The sequence below is a fragment of the Asticcacaulis sp. P2_C5 genome (genome assembly GCF_056404555.1).
The window spans coordinates 386,879-406,708 of the sequence record NZ_JBFUDU010000001.1; the positions used below are offsets into that span (position 1 = coordinate 386,879).

Genomic DNA, 19,830 nt, shown 5'->3' on the forward strand with positions numbered 1-19,830 from the left:
GAACTCAGGCTGTCTTCAATGATCCCGGCGGATGAAGCCGTGGGTCGAGCGCGAAGGGCATCTGCTGTTTGAGACGATATGCGCCTTTGGCCCTTTCAGCGTCGAAGATCAGATTCCAGCTTTGTGACGAAACGGCGCTTGGAATCAAAACGAACAGATGTTCCGACATGAGCTTGTCACCAAAAGCCTGCTGGCCTGCGCCCGGTGTACCGGGCACAAGCCAGTTCGGGTTGGGTACCATGTCCGGATTAACGACATGGATTGTCGTCGGATCGATTATTTCCAGGGCGGTAAGGACATGGGGCACGGTATCGAGGGTATCGAAACCCTTATGGACCGCGACCTCCAGAATGGCCGTCGATGGATCGAGCGCGCAGTAGACAGTACGCCTGCCTTTCGAATTCCAGCGCCCGCCGACCCGGTAGGCGCCTTCTCCACTGTCCCAGGTGGCCGCATAGATCCTGGTGTCGAGGCGCCAGGCAACCATCTCCCCGCCGCCAAGCGGTGACGGCAGTGGCGTCACGCGTAGACACCGTATTCAAGACGTTCGAGGTGATCTTCCACGATTTCCACGCCGGCGGTCGTCGATAGCAAATCAATAGGTCTGCGCTGGTTCAGGCCGAGCGCCGGCTTATTCAGCCATTCTTCCGCTGCCGACTGAGTGCCAAGGACGTGAATGGCCTTCGCCAGAATCTCAGCGAACTTCCACGTTCGGCCGCTTTGTTCCTGACTCAGTGGTTTGGTGTCGGTGTCCTTCTTACGGCGCTGGAAGGTCCGCAGGCTGATGCCGAGCGCTTTTTCCATGACATCCGACTGCTGCATGACGGGGACATTATGGACCAGATGTGTAAGCGCCGTGTTGGGAAATCCGGTAAGGATGGCTTCGTGGGCGTCCAGCCGAGAGCGCACACGGCGGAAAAAAGGACTATCGCCGCCCAGGAGATTTACGACGACCTGAAACTCCCCTTGGGCCGGAGCCTCAACCGCTTTTATCGCCACCATCTGCCTGTCCCCGTCACGTGTCGTAAAATAAATGACACATGGCGCAAAAAAAATCAAGAGGAGGCTGAGGCGCGAGGCTCAACGGCTGGAATCAGTTGGTCTTCATCAGGGCTTCGCGGATGGGCAGGAAGCGGTCGTTGAACGGCAGGATACCGGCGCCGCGGGCCGCGGCATCCGTTGCCAACTCGGCGCGCATGACCGGCGCAATCGCCTTGATGCGATCGCTGACCGTGTCCATCCGGTTGTTCAAACGCGTGCACAGCTGTTCTATGAACATGGCCGGCAGCCGTCCGCCGATGAAGTGGGCTTCGGGGTTTATAGCGCAGGTCATGACCAGAAAAGGTTCGAACATATAGTCGGCGGCGCGGTCCAGCCAGGCCTCGACACGCGCCAGGCCCAGTTGCGGCAGGTTTTCCAATTCATCTGGAGTCGACACCTGGAAGCCGGCCTTGCGCAGATAATCATACAGCGCGTACAGCGATACCTGGTCTTCCAGGGAACGGACCTGGCCGTTTTCGTCGCGCACCGGAAGAAAACCGATTTCGCCGGAACGTCCGTCGGCCCCGCGGTAATAGTGGCCATCGATCACCAGGCCGCCGCCCAGGCCGGCGCTGATGATGGTGTAGATAAAGCTGCGCATCTGCAGGCCGTGGCCGAACTGCATTTCGCCGATCGAAGCGGCGGCGGCATCGTTTTCGACATAGACCGGCACACTGACCGGCAGGATATCGGCGAACAGGGAAGCGACATCGACCGTCGACCAGATTTCGTAGGCGTCGGGGCGGTTGGAGACGGGCACGCGGCCCAGGTCGTCCGGGATGCCGATGCCGATGCCGATCAGGCGATCGATGTCGATGGCCTGCGAGCGGATAATCTTGTCGACCTCGGCCTTGAAGAAGGCAATGACGTCCTGCGGCATGGCGAAGTGGACTTCACGGCAGACGCGGGCCCGGACATTGCCGACGAAATCGAGCGCGACAATGGCGATATGGTCGCGGTCGATATTGAGGCCGATGGAAAAGGCGCCGTCCGGATTGACCACCAGCTTGGTCGCCGGCTGGCCACGGCCGCCGAGTTGGCGCCCAGCCTTCAGGATCATGCCGTCATTGAGCAGACGCTTGGTGATGTTGGCGATCGCCGGCGCAGTCAGGCCGGTCAGGTCGGCGATGTCGGCACGGGTAATGGGCGCTCCGGCCGCGCGGACGGCTTGCAGGGTGACGCGCTGATTGTGGTCGCCGGCCCGTTCCAGATTGGTGCCCGAAAGCGAATCGCCCAAGGAATGGACCCTGGGCTCCGAGCGCGTGGCGCCGGTCCGTTCATCTGCCGCCATTCAAGCCCCCTCCTGGGGAAGTCGCAGTCCATATCGTCGCTAACGAGACGGACTATTATCTTTTGAAACAAGTCTTTGCTTGTTATGTACGCCTTGATCCACTGTCAACGGTGGCCTTGCGGCGTTCTCACGTTCCGCAGGTCCGCTGATGTGACAAATCTATAGGTCTTATCGCTTCAAAAGGTAAGGGTTTTCTTGACGGACGCAAGCCGGCAGGTGCGGTCAGTTCTTGCGGTTATGGCGCCGGCCGATAGCTGACAAAGGCCAGATGCGTGCTGTCGGGCGACCAGGACGGCACATTCATCGTCCCCTGGCCACCGAACAGGCGCGCGACAACGACCGCCGGGCCACCCGTGGCCGGCATGATACGGATCGTCACATCCTTGTTGGCGGGGTGATCGCCGACCGTGACGTCGGTGCCGAACGACACGAAGGCAATCCATTTGCCGTCCGGCGACGGGTGCGGGAACCAGTCGCGGCTGTCGTCGCCAAAGGTCATCTGTTCGGCGCCGCTGCCGTCGGCATGCATGCGCCAGATCTTCATATTGCCGCTGCGCACCGAGTTGAACCAGATCCACTGGCCATCGGGGGAATAGTCGGAGCCGTCGTCGAGGCCGGGCGTGGTGGTCAGGCGGGTTTCCGGTCCTCCCGCGGCCGGTATTCCGTAGACATCGTAATCGCCGTTGCGGTTGGCGATAACGGCCAGGGTCTTACCGTCGGGCGACCAGCCGTGCCAGTAGGACGGCGCCTGTTCGGTGATCAGGCGCGGCTCGCCACCCGTCAGAGGCAAAACATAGACGCGCGATTGATGATCATCACGGGTCTGGTCGCTGATGGCCAGCCACCGCCCGTCCGGTGACAGGCCATGGTCGTTGTTCAGCATATTGCGTGTGCCGGTATCGAGCAGGGCGGGGGTATGGGTGTCGAGCGGCAGGGTGAAGAGATGGCCGGCGCTGTTAAACAGAAGCGTCTTGCCGTCGGGCAGCCAGTTGGGCGCCTCGATATGGTCGGTGGTATGATAGACGACCAGACGGAATCCCGTCGCGACCTCCAGCGTTTCCAGCGTGCTTTCGGTTTTGGTCTGCGGTGTGACGACCGGCAAGGGGGCGGTGGCGGCCAGCTGGACGTCCGAGAAGTCGACCGTCTTGGTGCCGGTGTCACTGTGGGCGCAGACCGCCAGGCCGATCAGATAGGGCCCGTCCAGCTTCAGTTTGAAGCCGCCGCCGGCATGACGCAGCACGCCATCGGGCCCAGCGACCGACATATAGACATAGTCGCCCTGGCGCTCCAGTTGCAGGCGGCCGGGGCCGGGCTGGATAGCCTGGATCTCGTAGGTCGGACCGCCGGTGACTTCGCGGATCTGGATGGCGACATGGCCGTTCTGATGGACGACGACATCGGCATAGGGCGAGTCGGCAGCCGCACTCTGGCGGATCATCACGCCGGCCTTGCTGTGCGGATCGGTATTGCCGGCGACCCAGGCCACGGTGGCGGCGATGGTCTGGTCGCCCTGGGCCCGTTGCGAGACGAGGTAGAAATCGTCGGCGCCGGCCCAGATGTCCTTGCCGCCGCCGGTGATGCGATAGGTGCCGGTCTTGGCGTCAAAGGTCGCCGAGCCCTTGGCTGGCGGCGCGCCGATATCGGTCTTTTGATTGAACTGGCCGAGTGCGTCGCCGGCCACGGCCGGGCTCGACAGGACCAGGGCGGCCAGGGCCGCGAATACCAGGCGTTTCATGACGTTGTCTCCCACACCGCGGTCTTGCGCCGCAAATTGTAATCGATTTCGATTAGCAGATCAGGCGCGAGGCGTACAGAGTCGTGCGAAAACGTCGGAGTTAGGTGTGTCCAGAGAAAGATATTTATCCACCGATTACACAGATTAAGAATTTAGAGGATTTTTTTCGGGCGCGTGTCTGAGCCGTCTTCATTAACCTCGATACTTCTTAAAGGCGCTTCGCGCCGATAAGACGCCGATCGAAACAATCTTCGTCAGAACAGGATGCTGAAAAGCCTCTTAATTGTTAATCTGTGTAATCGGTGTAATCGGTGGATTCAAAACCCTTCACTGCACCTCAGACCTTGAAGAATGAGTCGTAGACCGCCTCGTCGACCAGGTTCATATTATACTGCAGCATATCGATAAACTCATGCAGGCCCGTCGAGATGATGTGCATGGCTTCCGAGGTCGAGATCGTCTTGGTCAGTATGGCCATTTCGATCACCGCCTTGTTCGGCCGGTCGCTGGATTCGGCCAGGGTTGCCAGGACCTGTGACGCCGTGTCCAGGCAGAAGGCCACCGAACGCGGGAAGGTCTTGGCGAACAGCAGGAACTGCGTCACGTCCTTGTAATTGATGGTGTGAAACTGCTGGCGATACATTTCCAGGGCATTGACCGATTTCAGCACCGCGCCCCACTGGACTGCATCGTGCGGCGTGTCGACATAGTCGGCATTGGGCAACAGCAGGAAATATTTGACGTCGAGCAGGCGGGCCGTCTTGTCGGCCCGTTCCATCAACTGGCCAAGCCGGGCAAATTGCCAACCCTGGGCGCGGCTCATGGTGTTTTCCATCAGGCCGGTCATCATATGGCCGGTCAGCCGTACCTTGCGGTAATAGTCCATCAGGTCGGCGACCGAACGTTTGCGGCTGTGTTCCTGGGTCAGGTGGTACAGTTCGTTGATCTTTTCCCACACATCGACCGGAATGACTTCGCGCACCGTGCGGGCGTTTTCGCGCGCCCGGTAGATGCATTGCAGGATCGAGTTGGGATTCTTCTGGTCGAAGGTCAGGAACTTCAGGACGTTCTTTTCGTCGGCGATCCTGTAGCGCTTATTGAAGTCCTCATCGTCACCCGAGGTGGCGACTAGCGGGTACCACTGGGTGGCCTCGCGATCGAGGGTGAGATCGAGCATCAGGTGAGTATTGACGTCGATGAAGCGCGCGACATTGTCGGCGCGTTCCATGTAACGGCCCATCCAGTAGATCGAGCTGGCAACGCGGCTTAGCATCATGCTCCGCCCTCCCGCAGGTCGCTGTCTTCGCCCAGGACCCAGGTGTCCTTGGACCCGCCGCCCTGCGACGAGTTGACGACCAGGGAGCCCTTTTTCAGGGCCACCCGTGTCAGGCCGCCGGGCAGAGTGAAGATGCCGTCGGAGTAGAGCGAATAGGGCCGGAAATCGACGTGGCGGCCTTCGATACCGTTGCCGATCAAGGTCGGCGCCCGCGACAGGGCCAGGGTCGGCTGGGCGATATATTCGCGCGGCTTGGCGGCGATCTTGGCGGCGAATTCCTTCTGCTCGGCCTTGGTCGATTTCGGTCCGATCAGCATGCCGTAGCCGCCCGACAGGTTAACCGCCTTGACCACCAGCTTGTCGAGGTTCTCGAGCACATAGGCCCGCTCACTGTCGTCCTCGCAGATATAGGTTTTGACATTGTGCGAGATCGGCTCTTCGTTGAGGTAATATTTGATGATCTTGGGGACATAGGCATAGATCGCCTTGTCGTCGGCTATGCCGGTGCCGGGCGCATTGGCCAGGGCGACATTGCCCTTCTTGTAGGCCCGCATGATGCCGGGCACACCCAGAACCGAATCCTTGCGGAAGATTTCGGGGTCGATAAATTCGTCGTCGATGCGGCGATAGATGACGTCGACGCGCTCCAGGCCGTCGGTGGTGCGCATATAGACGATATCGTCCTGGACGATCAGGTCCGACCCTTGCGCCAGGGTGACGCCCATCTGCTGAGCCAGGTAGGCGTGTTCGAAATAGGCCGAGTTGAAGATGCCGGGCGTAAGCACGATGATATTGGGATCGTCGCGGCCTTCCGGAGCGATATATTTGAGGGCCCGGTACAGCTGGTCGCCATAGTTCGATACCGGCCGGACCTTCATGGTGTGGAAGGCCTGCGGCGTGATTTGCTTCAGGACGGCGCGATTTTCCAGCACGTAGGAAATACCCGACGGGCAACGCAAATTGTCTTCCAGGACGTAGAATTCGCCATCGGCGTCGCGCACGAAATCGGTGCCGGAAATATGCGTCCACACCCCCTTCGGCGGACTGAGACCCTCGCACGGCTTCAGATAACAGGACGAGCTGAAGATCAGTTCGGCCGGGATGACGCCGTCCTTGATGATCTTCTGGTCGTTATAGACGTCCTGGATGAACAGGTTCAGCGCCATGATACGCTGGGCGATGCCGCGTTCCAGCTTGTCCCAGTCGCGCGCCGAGACCAGGCGCGGGATGATGTCGAAGGGCAGGATCTTTTCGGTGCCCTTCTTGTCGCCATAGACGTTAAAGGTATTGCCGGACTGATACAGCGCGCTTTCGGCCATAACCTGGCGCCGGCGCAGTTCAGGCCGGCTGAGCGTGTCGATCCAGTCGACCAGCGGTTTGGCGGCGGCGTGCGGGACGCCATCCTGTTCGAACAGCTCGTCGTAGAAGCCGTGGGTCTGGTAAGTCTCGAGCGTCACGCGATTCTGATTCCTCTATAGGCTTCCTGGTACCCGATAAGATTGTGGAAGTCCCCCCTCCGGCTCGACAAGCTCGCCACCTCCCCCGCAAGCGGTGGAGGACTGATTTAAGGTAGACGATTGACCACGCATTCTCAGTTTAATTAAAGACCTCATTCATGGTTACTTGTACTCTAAGGGTTTCCTTGCCGCCGCCCCGGTAGATGGTGCCCTGGGTCGGTGTGGCGTCGCGGTAATTACGGCCCGCAGCGACGCGGATATGGTCCTGCGTCACCAGGCAGCCATTGGTCGGATCGAAACCGCGCCAGCCGAGATAGGGGATATAGATCTCGACCCAGGCGTGGCTGGCGTCGGACTGGATCTTATTTTCGTAATTGGCGCCGGTGAAGATATAGCCGACCCGGTAACGCGCCGGCAGGCCCAGCAGGCGCGCCAGGCAGATGAAGAGATTGGCGAAGTCCTGGCACACGCCTTCGCGCGACGCATAGACATCGAAGGGCGTCGTCTTCAGCGAGGTCGAGCCCGGCACGTAGCGGAAGTCGCGATAGATGGTCTGGTTGATGTCGTTGAGCGTGTCCATCAGGTGCTTGCCGTTACGTTCAGCAAAACTCATGGCGTAGATCAGCAGTTCGGAAATCTGGGTCTCGGGCAGTTCCGGCGGCAGAAGATAAGGCTCCATCATCGTCCGTTGCCACGGCATCATGGTCGTCGGGATGAAGGTTTGGCGGCGTTCGGGCGCCAGGTCGTCAGGCGCCAGGCCGAAGATCTTGACCAGGCTGCGGCACGACACCGTCAGCTTCTTGTACGGCTTGATGATGCTGTAGTGGATGGTCTGGTTGCCAAAGACGTCGTCGAAGCGGATATCCTCGCCTTCGGACGACAGGCTGAGCGTGCAACTCATCACTTCCTGCGTCGGATCTTCGACCGGCATCAGGCGGAAGATGTGGGTCGAATGCTCGACCTCATGCTCGTAGGAATATTCCGTCGAATGAACGACGTCATACAGCCGATAGGTCAGGGGCGAACCGTCCGGCGCGTGGGTCAGGGCACGGGCGTTCAGCACATTATGCTGGACGTGCTTCATCTGCTGCAGCGACTGGACGATGCTGAGTTGCTGGGCCTGGGCCTGCTGGTCGGTAAAGGGCCGCGAGGCCGGGCTGCGCGCCGCGCCGGGGCGGACAACGACGCCTTGAAGGTGGCCCTCTTTTTCGTGAAGGACCTTCTCCGGCACGATGGGTTGCGCCTGGGCCGGCTGGCCGTCCGACCTGTCGTCCTTCTTGTTGGTCCACTGGATGGCGCCGCGCCGCGAGATGATCAGTTGGCCGGGCTGCATCGGCTTCCAGTCGCCGCGCTCGAACGGTGTCGACGAGAAGACAAGGGCCGTACGGAAGGTGTCGCGCGGATTGCTGAGCGCGAACGAGGCGGACTCGGCGTGGTAGCCGGCTTCGCTGTGCGGCGGCTTGATGCGGCTGTAATAGAGCCGTGTTTCCGACTGCGAGCCATAGAAGGCAGCGACCGTCGTGCCGTCGGAAATGACCATGTCGGCCGAGCCGAGATCGTCGAGTTGCAGGAACCAGCTGAGCAGCACCTGATGATCGACATCGGCCAGGCTGCGCGCGCCGTAGTCCTGGACCTTACCCAGCAGGAAACAGAAGGCGGCTTCCGAATCGGTGCGGCCCATGGGCTCGAGGAAGATCGACTTGTTGAAATGCAGTTTCTTCAGCGCCGCCTTGTCGAGGTCGCCATTGTGCATATAGACCCAGTCCTGGCCAGCAAAGCTGCGCGAAAAGGGTTGGGTTTCGAGATGGGTATAGCCGGTGGCGGCGCCGCGGACCTTGCAGAAAAAGACGGTCGAACGGAAGGAATCCCAGTCGTGCATGGCGCCGCGCAGGGAGCCGGTGTCACGGGCGGACGGATCCTTGGCGACGACGGCGCCCTTGTTGTCGCCGGGATACCAGCTGAGACCCCACCCCAGGTTATGCTCACCCTTCTGCGGTCCCTTGCGGAACTTGAGGTCGATCGACGGCGAACTCAAACCGTCGAACGAAAAAGCCAGTATGTCACTCGAAATCGCACTCAAGGAAAATTGTCCTGTATGTTGCATTGCAACTAGACTTCGTTAGAAACCGGTTGTCTAGTGGCGTCGCGTTGAAGATGACACTTTTTTTGCGATTCCGTAAACGACTTGTTTCCAATGTCTTGTTTCCGGACAAGAAAATTTAGAGGTTTCAGGCGGCATGACCATATTGGCGGCGCAGCACCACGTCAGTGACTACCGTTACGATCGTCCGATCTCTCTCGGAGCCCAGGTCATCCGACTGCGGCCGGCACCGCACACAAAGGCCCACGTCCAGTCTTACAGCCTGAAGATCACGCCGGAAAACCACTTCATCAACTGGCAGCAGGACGCTTTCGGCAACTATCTGGCGCGGGTCGTCTTTCCGGAAAAGGTCAGCCAGTTCAAGGTCGAGGTCGACCTGGTGCTGGAAATCCGCGTGTTCAATCCGTTCGATTTCTTCCTCGAAGATTCGGCGATGAAATACCCGTTCAGCTATGATGCCAGCCTGCACGAGGAGCTGACGCCCTATCTCGAAATCAAGGAACGCGACCAGATCCTGCTCGACTATGTCGCCTCAGTCCCCGACCTGACACCGGGTGGCGATGTCTGGGGCACGGTCGATTTCCTGGTCGCCTTTAATCAAAAGCTCAATGTCGATCTCGGCTATACCCTGCGCATGGAGGCCGGCATCCAGACCTCGGCCCAGACCCTGAACCTGTTGCAGGGTTCGTGTCGCGACATGGCGTGGCTGGCCTGCCAGATACTGCGCCACAAGGGCCTGGCGACGCGCTTTGTGTCGGGCTATTCGATCCAGCTCAAGGCCGATGTCGAATCCCTGGACGGGCCTTCGGGCGTGTCCCAGGACATTACCGACCTGCACGCCTGGTACGAGGTCTATCTGCCGGGCGCCGGCTGGATCGGGCTGGACCCGACATCGGGCATGTTTACCGGCGAAGGCCATATTCCGCTGTGCTGCACGCCCAATCCGGGTTCGGCGGCGCCGATCAGCGGGGCGCACGAACCGTGCCAGGCGACGTTCAACCACGAAATGTCGGTGGAGCGCATCTACGAATCGCGCCGGGTCACCAAGCCCTATTCCGATGCCGAATGGCGCGATATCGACGCGCTCGGCCACAAGGTTGATATCGCCTTGGATAAGCAGGATGTGCGCCTGACCATGGGCGGCGAGCCGACCTTCGTCTCGCTGGACGACCGGCTGGGCGACGAATGGCACTTTACCGCCCTGTCCGACGCCAAGAAAAAGCTGGGCTATGACCTGTTCCAGCGGTTGTCCGGCAAGTTCGCAAATGGCGCCCTGGCCCAGCACGCCCAGGGCAAGTGGTATCCCGGCGAAATTCTGCCGCGCTGGGCGATGAACATGTTCTGGCGCCACGACGGCAAGCCTTTGTGGCTGGACGCCACACTGCTGGCCGATCCCGAGGCGAAGCCGGCGAAAAAGCTGAAGCCGGACATGGCTGGCAGCTTCCTGAAGAGCCTGGCCGATGTGCTGGGGGTCGGTGCCGGCTACGTCCTGCCGGCCCACGAGGATATTCCGTACCTGTTATGGAAGGAACAGCGCATCCCGCTGGAAGGCGAGATGCTGACCGCCGATATTTTTGAAGCGACCGAGCGCAAGCGGCTGCAGTCGCAACTCGACAATGACGTGGGCAAGCCGACGGGCTATGTCCTGCCGCTTGCCTTTTCGGCCAAGACCAATGGCTGGCTATCCAACGGCTGGAAATTCCGCACCGAGAAGATGCTGTTGCTGCCCGGCAATTCGCCGGTCGGTTTGCGTCTGCCTTTGAGCGCCCTGCCGATGGTCGAGCCGAAACTGGCGGAGGCGCACTTCTTCCCACCGCGTTCGCCGTTTGCGCCGACGGAGCCGCTGCCTGAAGCCGCCGGTGCGGTGGCCGTCTATGGCGCGAAAATCGGCGCCAAGGTCAAACCCGCCAAAGCCGGCCCCAACGGCCTGATCCGCAGTGCCATGTGTGCCGAGGTCCGCGCCGGCAAGCTGTATCTGTTCCTGCCGCCGCTTACCTATGCCGAGCACTATTTCGATCTGATTCACGCCATAGAAGCGGTGGCCACGCAGACACAGACGCCAGTGGTCATCGAAGGCTACGGGCCGCCGCGCGACCATCGCGTCGAAGGCATGTCGGTGACGCCCGATCCCGGCGTGATCGAGGTCAATATCCAGCCCGCCCGGTCGTGGGACGAACTGAAATTCATCGTCCAAACCGTCTATGAAGAGGCGCGTCATGCCCGTCTGGTCGCCGACAAGTTTATGATCGACGGCAAGCGTATCGGCACCGGTGGTGGCAACCATATCGTCATGGGGGCGAGCAAGCCCGATGACAGTCCCTTCCTGCGCCGGCCCGACGTCCTGGCGTCGATCATCGCCTTCTGGCAGAACCACCCCAGCCTGTCCTACCTGTTCTCCGGCCTCTATATCGGGGCGACCAGCCAGGCGCCCCGTATCGACGAAGCGCGCCATGAATCGCTGTATGAACTGGAGATTGCCCTCAAATCGATACCGGACGGTGGCGCTGACGTCTCGCCGTGGCTGGTCGACCGTCTGTTGCGCAACCTGCTGGTCGACCTGACCGGCAATACCCACCGCGCCGAATTCTGCATCGACAAGCTCTATTCACCGGATTCCGATCGCGGCCGTCTTGGCTTGCTGGAAATGCGCGGCTTTGAAATGTCGCCGCACCCGCAGATGAACCTGATCCAGTCGTTGCTGATCCGCGCCCTGGTGGCGACCTTCTGGAAGAAGCCCTATCGCGCGTCGCTGGTCCGCTGGGGAACGCAACTGCATGATCGCTACATGCTGGGCCATTTTGTCCACGAAGACCTGATGGAGGTACTGGACCTTCTGGCCGCCAACGGTTTCAAGTTCGGCCGCGACTGGTTCATTCCCTTCTTCGATTTCCGCTTTCCCAGTGTCGGCGAAGTGCAGATCGGCGGCGTCACCCTGGAACTGAAAAACGCGCTCGAGCCCTGGCCGGTCATGGGCGAGGAACAGAGTGGTGGCGGAACCTCGCGTGGCGTCGATTCCTCAGTCGAGCGCATGGAGGTTATCCTGTCGGGCGGGGTCACGTCGCAGCATGTCGTGACGTGCAACGGCCGCCGTCTGCCCCTCAGCGCCACGCGCGACGGCAATGTCCAGGTCGCCGGCGTGCGCTACAAGGCCTGGGCGCCATGGTCGAGCCTGCATCCCAACCTGCCGGTCAATACACCATTGATTTTTGACGTCCTGGATACACGGCTGGAACGGTCGCTGGGCGGCGCCAAGTACCACGTCATGCATCCGGGCGGGCGCAATTACGACACCCTGCCGCTTAATGCCAACGAGGCGGAGGGCCGCCGTCTGTCGCGGTTTGAAGCCCCGACCCACACGGTCGGCCGTGTGAAAATCCCGCCGGCGGAGCATAATCCGGACTATCCGCATACGCTGGACCTGCGCTGGAAGCCATAAACTGGCCGTGTTGCGGACTCCGTTAACCCCTGCTAACTTCGCATTAACTTTCAGGGAGGGGTTATCATGGCCAAGAAGAAACAGGGCGGCGGCATGGGCGTCGCCGTTGTCATCGCATTGGTGATCATTGGCGGCATCGCGGTCGCCGTCACGCAGGATTTCAAGACCGGCCACAACAGCCTGGTCGACTATTTCCAGGCGTCATCGGGCAGCCCCGAAGCGCAGTACCAGCAGGCGCTGAAGCTGCAAAGTTCCAAGGTACTGGGCGCCGGCGACAAGGCCCAGGAATGGTTCGAAAAGGCCGCCAACCAGGGGCATGTCAAGGCAATGCTGGCCCTGGGTGACCTGCACAATGCCTCGCAAAGCGAAGCCGATGGCGACATGGCCGTGTCATGGTACGAAAAGGCGGCCAAGGCCGGCAGCGTCGAGGCGATGCGCAAGCTGGGCATCTGTTACAGCATCGGCCGTGGCCGCGCCGAACCCAATCTCGAAAAGGCCAGGCTGCAGTTTGAAGCCGCCGCCAAGGCCGGCGACGCCGAGGCGGAGCAACAACTGGGCCGGATGCTGATTGGTGACGGGAAGAATGCCGCCAAGGTCGCCGAGGCAATGGTGTGGCTGCAAAAGGCCGCCGACCAGGGCAATATCGGCGCCTATGCCGCGCTGGGTGATATCTATTACAACCACCGCGGCGGTATGAAGGACGACACCAAGACCGTCCTGTGGCTGGGCAAGGCGGCGGAAGCCGGCGATATGGACTCGCAACTGACCTACAGCTACCTGTATTTCAGCGGGCGCGGCGTCGCCAAGGATCGCGCCGAGGCCTACAAATGGGTGGCGATCGCCTACGACACCAAGCTGCAAAAGGCGCGTTCGGCGCTGTCCTTCCTGGAAGGCAAGCTGACCGAGGCCGAGATTGCCGAGGGTAAGGTCCGAGCCGATGCCTGGCGCAAGACCCATCCACAGGCAAGGGCAGAAGGATAAAGATTGCCGGATTGCACGGTTCAAAACCCGGGTATGAAGGGTCGCATAAGGTGCAAGGGCCGGTCGTGAGGCTAGCCTCTATTGTGCCGGGGCGCCCGACAGATTGATGGTATTGGTCGCAATGCCGCCAAGTATCATGGCGCTGAATGACACAAAGAGCGTGGTGGCAACAATCAAGGCTACCTTGATAAGGGAGGCCTTTTCAAACATTGCGGAGACATTGGCCATGGCTTCCCCAAAGCCTATGCCGAGAATAACGCTGCCATTGCCAATCAGGGTCGTATAGACACTGACGCAGAAGAAGAAGCACCAAAATGCCGTTGCCAATATCGCAGCGCCTGTATTTTTTTTATATAGCTTCATTATTTCTGGTGTCAGAAGCAGAGAGCATGAAAATGCCAGCGCTGCAATACCGCAAAATATGTATTTGAAGAGATTATTGGCTTCAAATATATTCGATATTGCCAATGTAGTCGTAAACCACTCCCATATACATGCAATGGAGGTGAATGTAATAGTTATCGTTCTAACCATGTCGTCATTCCCACTATGATGGCGGCAAAGATCAATATTGTCGCTACTACTGGTACTAGTAACACAATGCTGTTATCGATGATTCTGTTTCCGGTTATCGTAATGATGCTTTTCTTTTTATATCTGTTGTTGAGGTATAAAATGGCTTCCTTCTTGCTGAGGTGACTAATGATGCATTCCGCATCGTCCTCGTTGCATGACGTTGATCTGATTTTCCGGTAAATTAATTCTAATCGCTTTTTTCTGCCATTTGCGGCTAGAGTAAAATATAAAAAAGCAAAAAAAACGACCAAAAAAAATAAGATGAAAACGATATTTCCTCTCATAATTTGGAGTAAATCCGCTATTTCTTGAGCGCCCATTTCGCAACTCTCTGGTGCTGAGTATGTGTGTTTAAGAAATTTATTTGAACAGTGGCGTCATTATTCTCAAAATTCTGATTTTTCCTTGCATTAAGTTGTCTGTGTGGTCTTTGACGGTCTAATTAATAATGAATTTTTAATATTGTCAAGTTTTTGTTCCCGTGTAACTTGGTGGTGGCTGTATTTACGCTCTATGGGCGCGAATGTGGCCCTGGGGCACGTTGGCCAGGTTCGTGCAGCGTCACAAATTTGCCCGTGTCGTGTCGCATCTGTGGTAAGAGGAACCCAAACACGGCTGGAAAAGGGGGGGGGAGAATATGATGCGGTTTTGGCAGGTTTTGGCGGGTTTTTGCGCGGTTTTGGGGCTTACCGGCTGTCTGACCGTACCGCCCGAGACCCAGCTGGCGTGGTCGAGCGATATCGACCTGGCGCTGCGCTCTTCACCTGACACGCTTCACAACCTGGCTGACCATGGCGACCGTCACGCCGCCATCGCCTATTCCGTGGTGCTGCGTTATGGCCTGCACGGCGTGCCGGTCGATACGGCAGGCGCCGACCACTATGTCGCCCGGGCGACGGCGCCCGTGCGTTTCCAGACCAGCTTTATCTGGATAGCCGCGACCAAAAAGACGCCCGGTCATATGATGCCGATCACCACCGCAATTTATGACTATAGTCCCGCCCAGGCGCGGGTTGTCGCCAACTGCGCCGCCATACTGGCGCCGGAGGACGATCCGGTTGACCTGGGCGCCAAAATGGAAAAGGGCGTATGTGGCGGTATCGACAATTACCGCCGGCTGAAACGGCAATGGCACGAGAGCCGATAAAATAATAACAGGACGGAGGACATCGTGAGACATCTGATCGGATGGATTCTGCTGAGCGGGCTGGCCTTGGCGCCGGCCGTTAATGCTCAGACCGGGGCCCAAACCGCGGTGCCGCCGTCGCCTTACGACAAGGCGCCGTGGTGGATGCGCGAAAGCGTCATCGCCCAGACCGGCTATGTCTATGCGGAGGTTCGCGCCAATCGTGCCAGCTTCTCGGCCACCTATCTTGCGGTCGATAGCGATCTGGGCCGCGCGCAGTCGGCGGCGACCGAAAGGACGCGCGCCCTGCAGCAGGCGCTGTCGCGACTGGGCGAGGACAAGGTGGCCGTATCGGTCGATTTTTCGCAGCGCGCTTTGTTCGAACAGTACAAGGACAAGAACGGCAACCGGGTCGAAGACAAGCGCGGCGACAAGATCAACGGCTATGAGGTGTCGATCACCCTCAATGTCGAGGTGCGCGACATCAGCCGGCTGGAAAACGCCTACGCCCTTGTCATGGCGGCATCGCCGACCTCGATCGATGAGGTCCGCTACGAATTGCAGGCCAGCGACGACGATATGGCATGGCTCTACGCCCAGGCCGTCAAGGACGCCAGCGAGCGTGTTACGGCCGAAGCAGCGGCCGCCGGTGCGGTGTTGGGCAAGGTTCAGACGGTCGATCCGCAGGGCAGGGCGTGCCGTGGCGACGTGCTGGCGCGCAAGCCTGTCGGCGGCGCCAGCATTACGGCCCAGCCTGTCGCGTGGTACAAGGATGAAATGCCCTCAGCAGCCACGCCGTCTGCGCCGGCAACAGCCGCGAGCGCGGAGGTCGTTGCGCTGGAGACCAGGGCAAACCAGACATCCTATGTCCAGACGCCGCCGCTGCGGCGTATCGAGGCGCGGACCTGCGTCGTTTACGGCCTGAATTGAGGAGATGGACATGACGCGCATTGCAATCGCCTCACTCGTCGCCGGCTTGGTGCTGACCCCCCTGGCGGCCTTGGCCCAGACGGTCGCTGATCCGGTGGAAAAAGCGCCGTGGTGGCTGAAGGCCGGGGTCATCACCCAGACAGGCTATGCTTCGAAACAGGTGCCGGCCAACCGCGCCATTTTCGGCGCCGGATTCCGCGCCGTCGACAAGACCGCGGAGGGCGCGCAAAGACAGGCGACGGCGCAGACGCAAGGGCTGCAATCCGCCCTGGCGGCGCTGGGGCGCGACAAGGTTCTGGTCACGACGGATGTGTCCATGCGGCCGTTGTATCAGGAATATCGCGACGCTAACGGCCAGAAGATCGAGGATCAGCGCGGTGACCGGATCACCGGCTACGAGGTCTTGCTGACCCTGAACCTGGAGGTGCGCGACATAAGCCAGCTTGGTCGTGCCTACAGCCTGGTCATGGCGGCCACGCCGGCGACGACGGACGACATATCGTTCGGCTTGGTGCCCGATCACGATTTGAATGCGTGGCTCTATACCGAGGCGACCAGGGATGCGCGGCGTCGCGCCACCGCTACCGCAGCGGCCACGGGCGGTGTCTTGGGCTCTGTGCGGTTGATCGACATGTCAGGCCAGACTTGTAACTCGGACACCATGGGGCGTGCGCCGGACGAGGTGGTGACGCGATATCGCGACGATAATGATTACGGCAACAGCGTCCAGTCGTCCTACAGTGCCAAAAGAAAATCCGATACGGTTGTCGATCAGGTAACGATTGAGATGGCGGCCATGCAGACACCGTTTGTGCAGTCGCCGCCTTTGTACAAGGCCGAAGCCAGTTCGTGTGTGGTTTATGAGTTGAAGTAACGCCGGCCGCGGAACGCGTTGCGCCGCAAAGATAAAACAGGATTTCAGGAGGATGCCTATGAACAAGCTTTTCGGTCTGGCCCTGGTGGGGCTGATGGCTCTGCCGGCCGTGACGGCCACCGCCCAAACTGCGCCGGCCCCTGCCTATGACAAGGCGCCGTGGTGGATGAAGGAAAGCGTCGTCACCCAGTCGGGCTATGTCTTCACCGAGATCCAGGCCAATCGCGCCAGGTTCGACGCGACCTTCCTGACGGTCGACGACAGCATCACCAAGGCCCAGTCCATGGCGATCGACAAGACGCGGGGCCTGCAGCAGGCCCTGGCCAAGCTTGGCAAGGACAAGGTCCGCGTCACCACCAACTTCACCATGCGGACGCTTTACGAACAGTACCGCGACAAGGACGGCAACAAGATCGAGGACCGCCGCGGCGACAAGGTCAATGGCTACGAGGTGTCGCTGGACATCGGTATCGAGGTCCGCGACATGAACCTGCTCGAAAAGGCCTATGCCCTGGTCCTGGCGGCGTCGCCCAGTTCGGCGAGTACCATCAATTTCAGCCTGCAACCCAGCAACGAAGACAATACCTGGCTGTACAACGAAGCCGTCAAGGATGCGCGCAAGCGGGCCGGCGAGTCGGCAGCCGCGGCCGGCGGCAATCTGGGCAAGATCAAGGTGATCGATCCGACGGGTCGGGCGTGCGAGACCGACATATTGGCGCGCGGCGGCCAGGGCGGTGACAATACCCGCGCCCAGGAAGTCAGCTATGCCAATGCGACGCCCTATGCGCCGGTGGCGACGACCGTGACACCGTCGGCCACCCCGCCCGTCGCCGGCAGCGCTGAGTATATCGAAGCCCAGGCGGCCAAGAATCCGTTCATCCAGACACCGCCGCTGCGCCGTCTGGAGGCCAAGGCCTGCGTCGTGTACGGAGTCAACTGATGGGCAGGTATAAGAAAGGATGGCTCTGCTGTCTGGCGCTTGGCCTGATCGCAGCGCCCCAGACAGGCGACGCCAAACCCCGTGCGCGGGCCGTGGTTACAGCTCCGGTTCAAACCGTGGCGCCTGCGCCCGCGCCTGCACCGGTCCCCGTCCCGGTCAGCCGCTACGATCCGGCGCCGTGGTGGATGAAGGCCAATGTCATAGCCCAGACCGGCTATGTCTTTTCCGAGACGGCGGCCAACCGGGCCAATTTCTCAGGCATCTTTCGCGCGACGGCGCCCACGGTTGCGGCGGCCCAGGCTGAAGCAATAGAAAAGACGCGCGGCTTGCAGCAGGCCCTGGCCAAGTTCGGCCGCGACAAGATGCGCGTGACGACCAATTTTTCCATGGCCCCGTTGTACAAGCAGTACCGCGATAGCGACGGCAATATGATCGATGATCAACGCGGCGACCGGATCACCGGCTATGAGGTATCGGTCGCTATCGAGGTCGAGGTGCGCGACCTGAGCCAGTTGGAGCGCGCCTACAGCCTGATGATGACGGCCGGGCCGAACGCCAGCGAAGAGATTGCCTTTTATCTGCAGCCGGGCAATGAGATGAATAGCTGGCTGTACAATGAAGCCGTCAAGAATGCTCGTGTGCGGGCCAGCGCAGCGGCCACGGCGGCGGGCGGAACGCTCGGGCCTGTCCGCCTGATCGATCCGACCGGACGGGCGTGTCAGTCCGACGGGTTGGGGCCTGCACCGGTGGTGAACAGGGGCTATGTCGATGGCATCGAGGCCCAGGATATCGGCGCCTTTCCTGACAAGAGTGTCACGGAGAGCCTTCAGCGGGTGAGCGGAGTCACGGTTTCCCGTTTTGCGCTGGGCGATGATCTGGAGGCCAGGGCGGCGAACAACGCCTTCGTCCAGACGCCGCCCTTGCAGCGCCTGACGGCCATGGCCTGCGTTATTTATGGATTGAACGGATGAGCGCCGCGCGGGAGAGTGCCATGACCTGGCTGAAATTAATGGCCGTAGCGGCCGCCGTGATTACGCCCGCCGTGATCGTGCCCGGCGTGCAGGCCCAGGATCTGGGCTTTGCAGCGGCGCCGTGGTGGATGCAGGACAATGTCGTCGCCCAGACGGGCTATGTCGTCACTGAAGTTCCGGCCAACCGGGCCAGCTTTACGGCGACCTTCGTCAATACGGACACGACGGTCGACAAGGCTCAGGCCGCGGCGATTGCCCGGACACGCGGCTTGCAGGAGGTGCTGGGAAGGCTGGGGCGCGATAAGGTCCGCATTACGACCAGCTTTTCGATGAGTCCGCTGTATCAGCAGTATCGCGATCACGATGGCAACAGAGTCGAGGACGAACGCGGTGACAAGATCAACGGCTACGAGGTGTCGCTGTTTATCACGGTCGAGGTGCGCGATCTCAGCCAGCTCGAGACGGCCTATAACCTGGTGATGGCGGCGGCGCCGACCAAATCCGGCGATGTTGCCTTCTCGCTGCAGCCGAGCAATGACATGGTCAGTTGGCTGTCGAACGAGGCCACCAAGGACGCCCGGACACGGGCGCAGGACGCGGTCTCGGCAGCAGGAGGCCATCTGGGTGCGATCCGCCTGGTTGATCCAAGCGGCCGTGCCTGCCGGTCGGATGTCCTGGCGCCGGCGCGTCCGCCGGTCGCGGTGAGCTACGCCGACGATGGCATGGGTGTCGGCTCCGACTTTGCAGTGACGGGTGTGCGCAAGTCCATGGCCATGGCACCTGCACCTCCACCGCCTCCGCCTCCGCCTCCGGGATCGGCCGCCTATCTGGAACAGCGCGCGCAGACGAACGCGTTTACGCAGACGCCACCCTTGCAAAGGATCACGGCGGAGTCGTGCGTGATTTACGGGCTGGAATAGGACGGCGCATCACACGCGTTGCGAAACGAGTTCGGAATGTTTGTGCGGTGGAACTGAGAGCAAGGTTTGAAACGCCAAACATTGTTCGGCGAAGCCAATGAACACGAATAAGGACGAATAAGTCGCGCTACTGCGCGCGGTGTTTGTTGCCGCTGTCTGAGTGAAATCCCCCTTC

Annotated in this window: 16 protein-coding genes; 8 read left to right on the forward strand and 8 right to left on the reverse strand. The window is 60.4% G+C overall.

Annotated features, from left to right (window positions below; genetic code table 11):
- Positions 1–4: 4 nt before the first annotated feature.
- The 7 genes from AC1DXO_RS01540 to AC1DXO_RS01570 form a co-directional block, all read right to left on the reverse strand.
- Positions 5–523 carry an RES family NAD+ phosphorylase gene (locus tag AC1DXO_RS01540; protein ID WP_476976318.1) on the reverse strand — a complete coding sequence of 173 codons (519 nt, stop codon included), beginning with the start codon at positions 521–523 and terminating at the stop codon, positions 5–7.
- Positions 520–1,002: a type II RES/Xre toxin-antitoxin system antitoxin gene (parS, locus tag AC1DXO_RS01545; RefSeq protein WP_476976319.1), complete on the reverse strand. Its 483-nt coding sequence runs from the start codon at positions 1,000–1,002 to the stop codon at positions 520–522. The genes AC1DXO_RS01540 and parS overlap by 4 nt, the downstream gene beginning before the upstream one ends.
- A gap of 91 nt (positions 1,003–1,093) precedes the next feature.
- Positions 1,094–2,332 (reverse strand): ROK family transcriptional regulator, encoded by a 1,239-nt coding sequence (locus AC1DXO_RS01550; RefSeq protein ID WP_476976320.1) that lies wholly within the window; start codon positions 2,330–2,332, stop codon positions 1,094–1,096.
- A 235-nt stretch (positions 2,333–2,567) separates the two neighbouring features.
- A complete protein-coding gene (locus AC1DXO_RS01555; RefSeq protein WP_476976321.1) occupies positions 2,568–4,067 on the reverse strand; it encodes a TolB family protein in 1,500 nt (499 codons plus the stop codon).
- Between the two features lie 337 nt (positions 4,068–4,404).
- A complete protein-coding gene (locus tag AC1DXO_RS01560; protein ID WP_476976322.1) occupies positions 4,405–5,343 on the reverse strand; it encodes an alpha-E domain-containing protein in 939 nt (312 codons plus the stop codon).
- The gene (locus AC1DXO_RS01565; protein WP_476976323.1) at positions 5,340–6,800 is read right to left on the reverse strand and encodes a circularly permuted type 2 ATP-grasp protein; all 1,461 of its coding nucleotides are present in this window, start codon (positions 6,798–6,800) and stop codon (positions 5,340–5,342) included. Before AC1DXO_RS01565 ends, AC1DXO_RS01560 begins: the two co-directional genes overlap by 4 nt.
- Before the next feature lie 139 nt (positions 6,801–6,939).
- Complete coding sequence (locus AC1DXO_RS01570; RefSeq protein ID WP_476976324.1) at positions 6,940–8,880, reverse strand: class II glutamine amidotransferase; 1,941 nt, start codon at positions 8,878–8,880, stop codon at positions 6,940–6,942.
- A 157-nt stretch (positions 8,881–9,037) separates the two neighbouring features.
- On the opposite strand from AC1DXO_RS01570, the gene AC1DXO_RS01575 reads away from it, so the two are divergent.
- Positions 9,038–12,337: a transglutaminase family protein gene (locus AC1DXO_RS01575; RefSeq protein ID WP_476976325.1), complete on the forward strand. Its 3,300-nt coding sequence runs from the start codon at positions 9,038–9,040 to the stop codon at positions 12,335–12,337.
- A gap of 66 nt (positions 12,338–12,403) precedes the next feature.
- A complete protein-coding gene (locus AC1DXO_RS01580) occupies positions 12,404–13,318 on the forward strand; it encodes a tetratricopeptide repeat protein (RefSeq protein WP_476976326.1) in 915 nt (304 codons plus the stop codon).
- Between the two features lie 78 nt (positions 13,319–13,396).
- On the opposite strand, the gene AC1DXO_RS01585 is transcribed toward AC1DXO_RS01580, so the two are convergent.
- Positions 13,397–13,852, reverse strand: coding sequence for a hypothetical protein (locus AC1DXO_RS01585; RefSeq protein ID WP_476976327.1), 456 nt, complete (start codon positions 13,850–13,852; stop codon positions 13,397–13,399).
- 679 nt (positions 13,853–14,531) lie between these two features.
- Between AC1DXO_RS01585 and AC1DXO_RS01590 the strand changes: the two genes are divergently transcribed.
- From AC1DXO_RS01590 to AC1DXO_RS01615, 6 genes are read left to right on the forward strand one after another with little or no spacing between them, the layout of a single operon-like run.
- Positions 14,532–15,041: a hypothetical protein gene (locus tag AC1DXO_RS01590; protein WP_476976328.1), complete on the forward strand. Its 510-nt coding sequence runs from the start codon at positions 14,532–14,534 to the stop codon at positions 15,039–15,041.
- Positions 15,042–15,065: 24 nt separating this feature from the next.
- The gene (locus tag AC1DXO_RS01595; RefSeq protein ID WP_476976329.1) at positions 15,066–15,950 is read left to right on the forward strand and encodes an SIMPL domain-containing protein; all 885 of its coding nucleotides are present in this window, start codon (positions 15,066–15,068) and stop codon (positions 15,948–15,950) included.
- A 10-nt stretch (positions 15,951–15,960) separates the two neighbouring features.
- On the forward strand, positions 15,961–16,824 hold the full coding sequence (locus AC1DXO_RS01600) for an SIMPL domain-containing protein (RefSeq protein ID WP_476976330.1): 864 nt from the start codon (positions 15,961–15,963) through the stop codon (positions 16,822–16,824).
- A gap of 58 nt (positions 16,825–16,882) precedes the next feature.
- Positions 16,883–17,764: an SIMPL domain-containing protein gene (locus AC1DXO_RS01605; protein ID WP_476976331.1), complete on the forward strand. Its 882-nt coding sequence runs from the start codon at positions 16,883–16,885 to the stop codon at positions 17,762–17,764.
- Positions 17,764–18,735, forward strand: a complete 972-nt coding sequence (locus AC1DXO_RS01610; protein ID WP_476976332.1) for an SIMPL domain-containing protein — start codon at positions 17,764–17,766, stop codon at positions 18,733–18,735. Before AC1DXO_RS01605 ends, AC1DXO_RS01610 begins: the two co-directional genes overlap by 1 nt.
- 20 nt (positions 18,736–18,755) lie before the next feature.
- Entirely contained in the window at positions 18,756–19,655 is a 900-nt protein-coding gene (locus tag AC1DXO_RS01615) for an SIMPL domain-containing protein (RefSeq protein ID WP_476976333.1), read from the forward strand.
- Positions 19,656–19,830 lie beyond the last annotated feature (175 nt).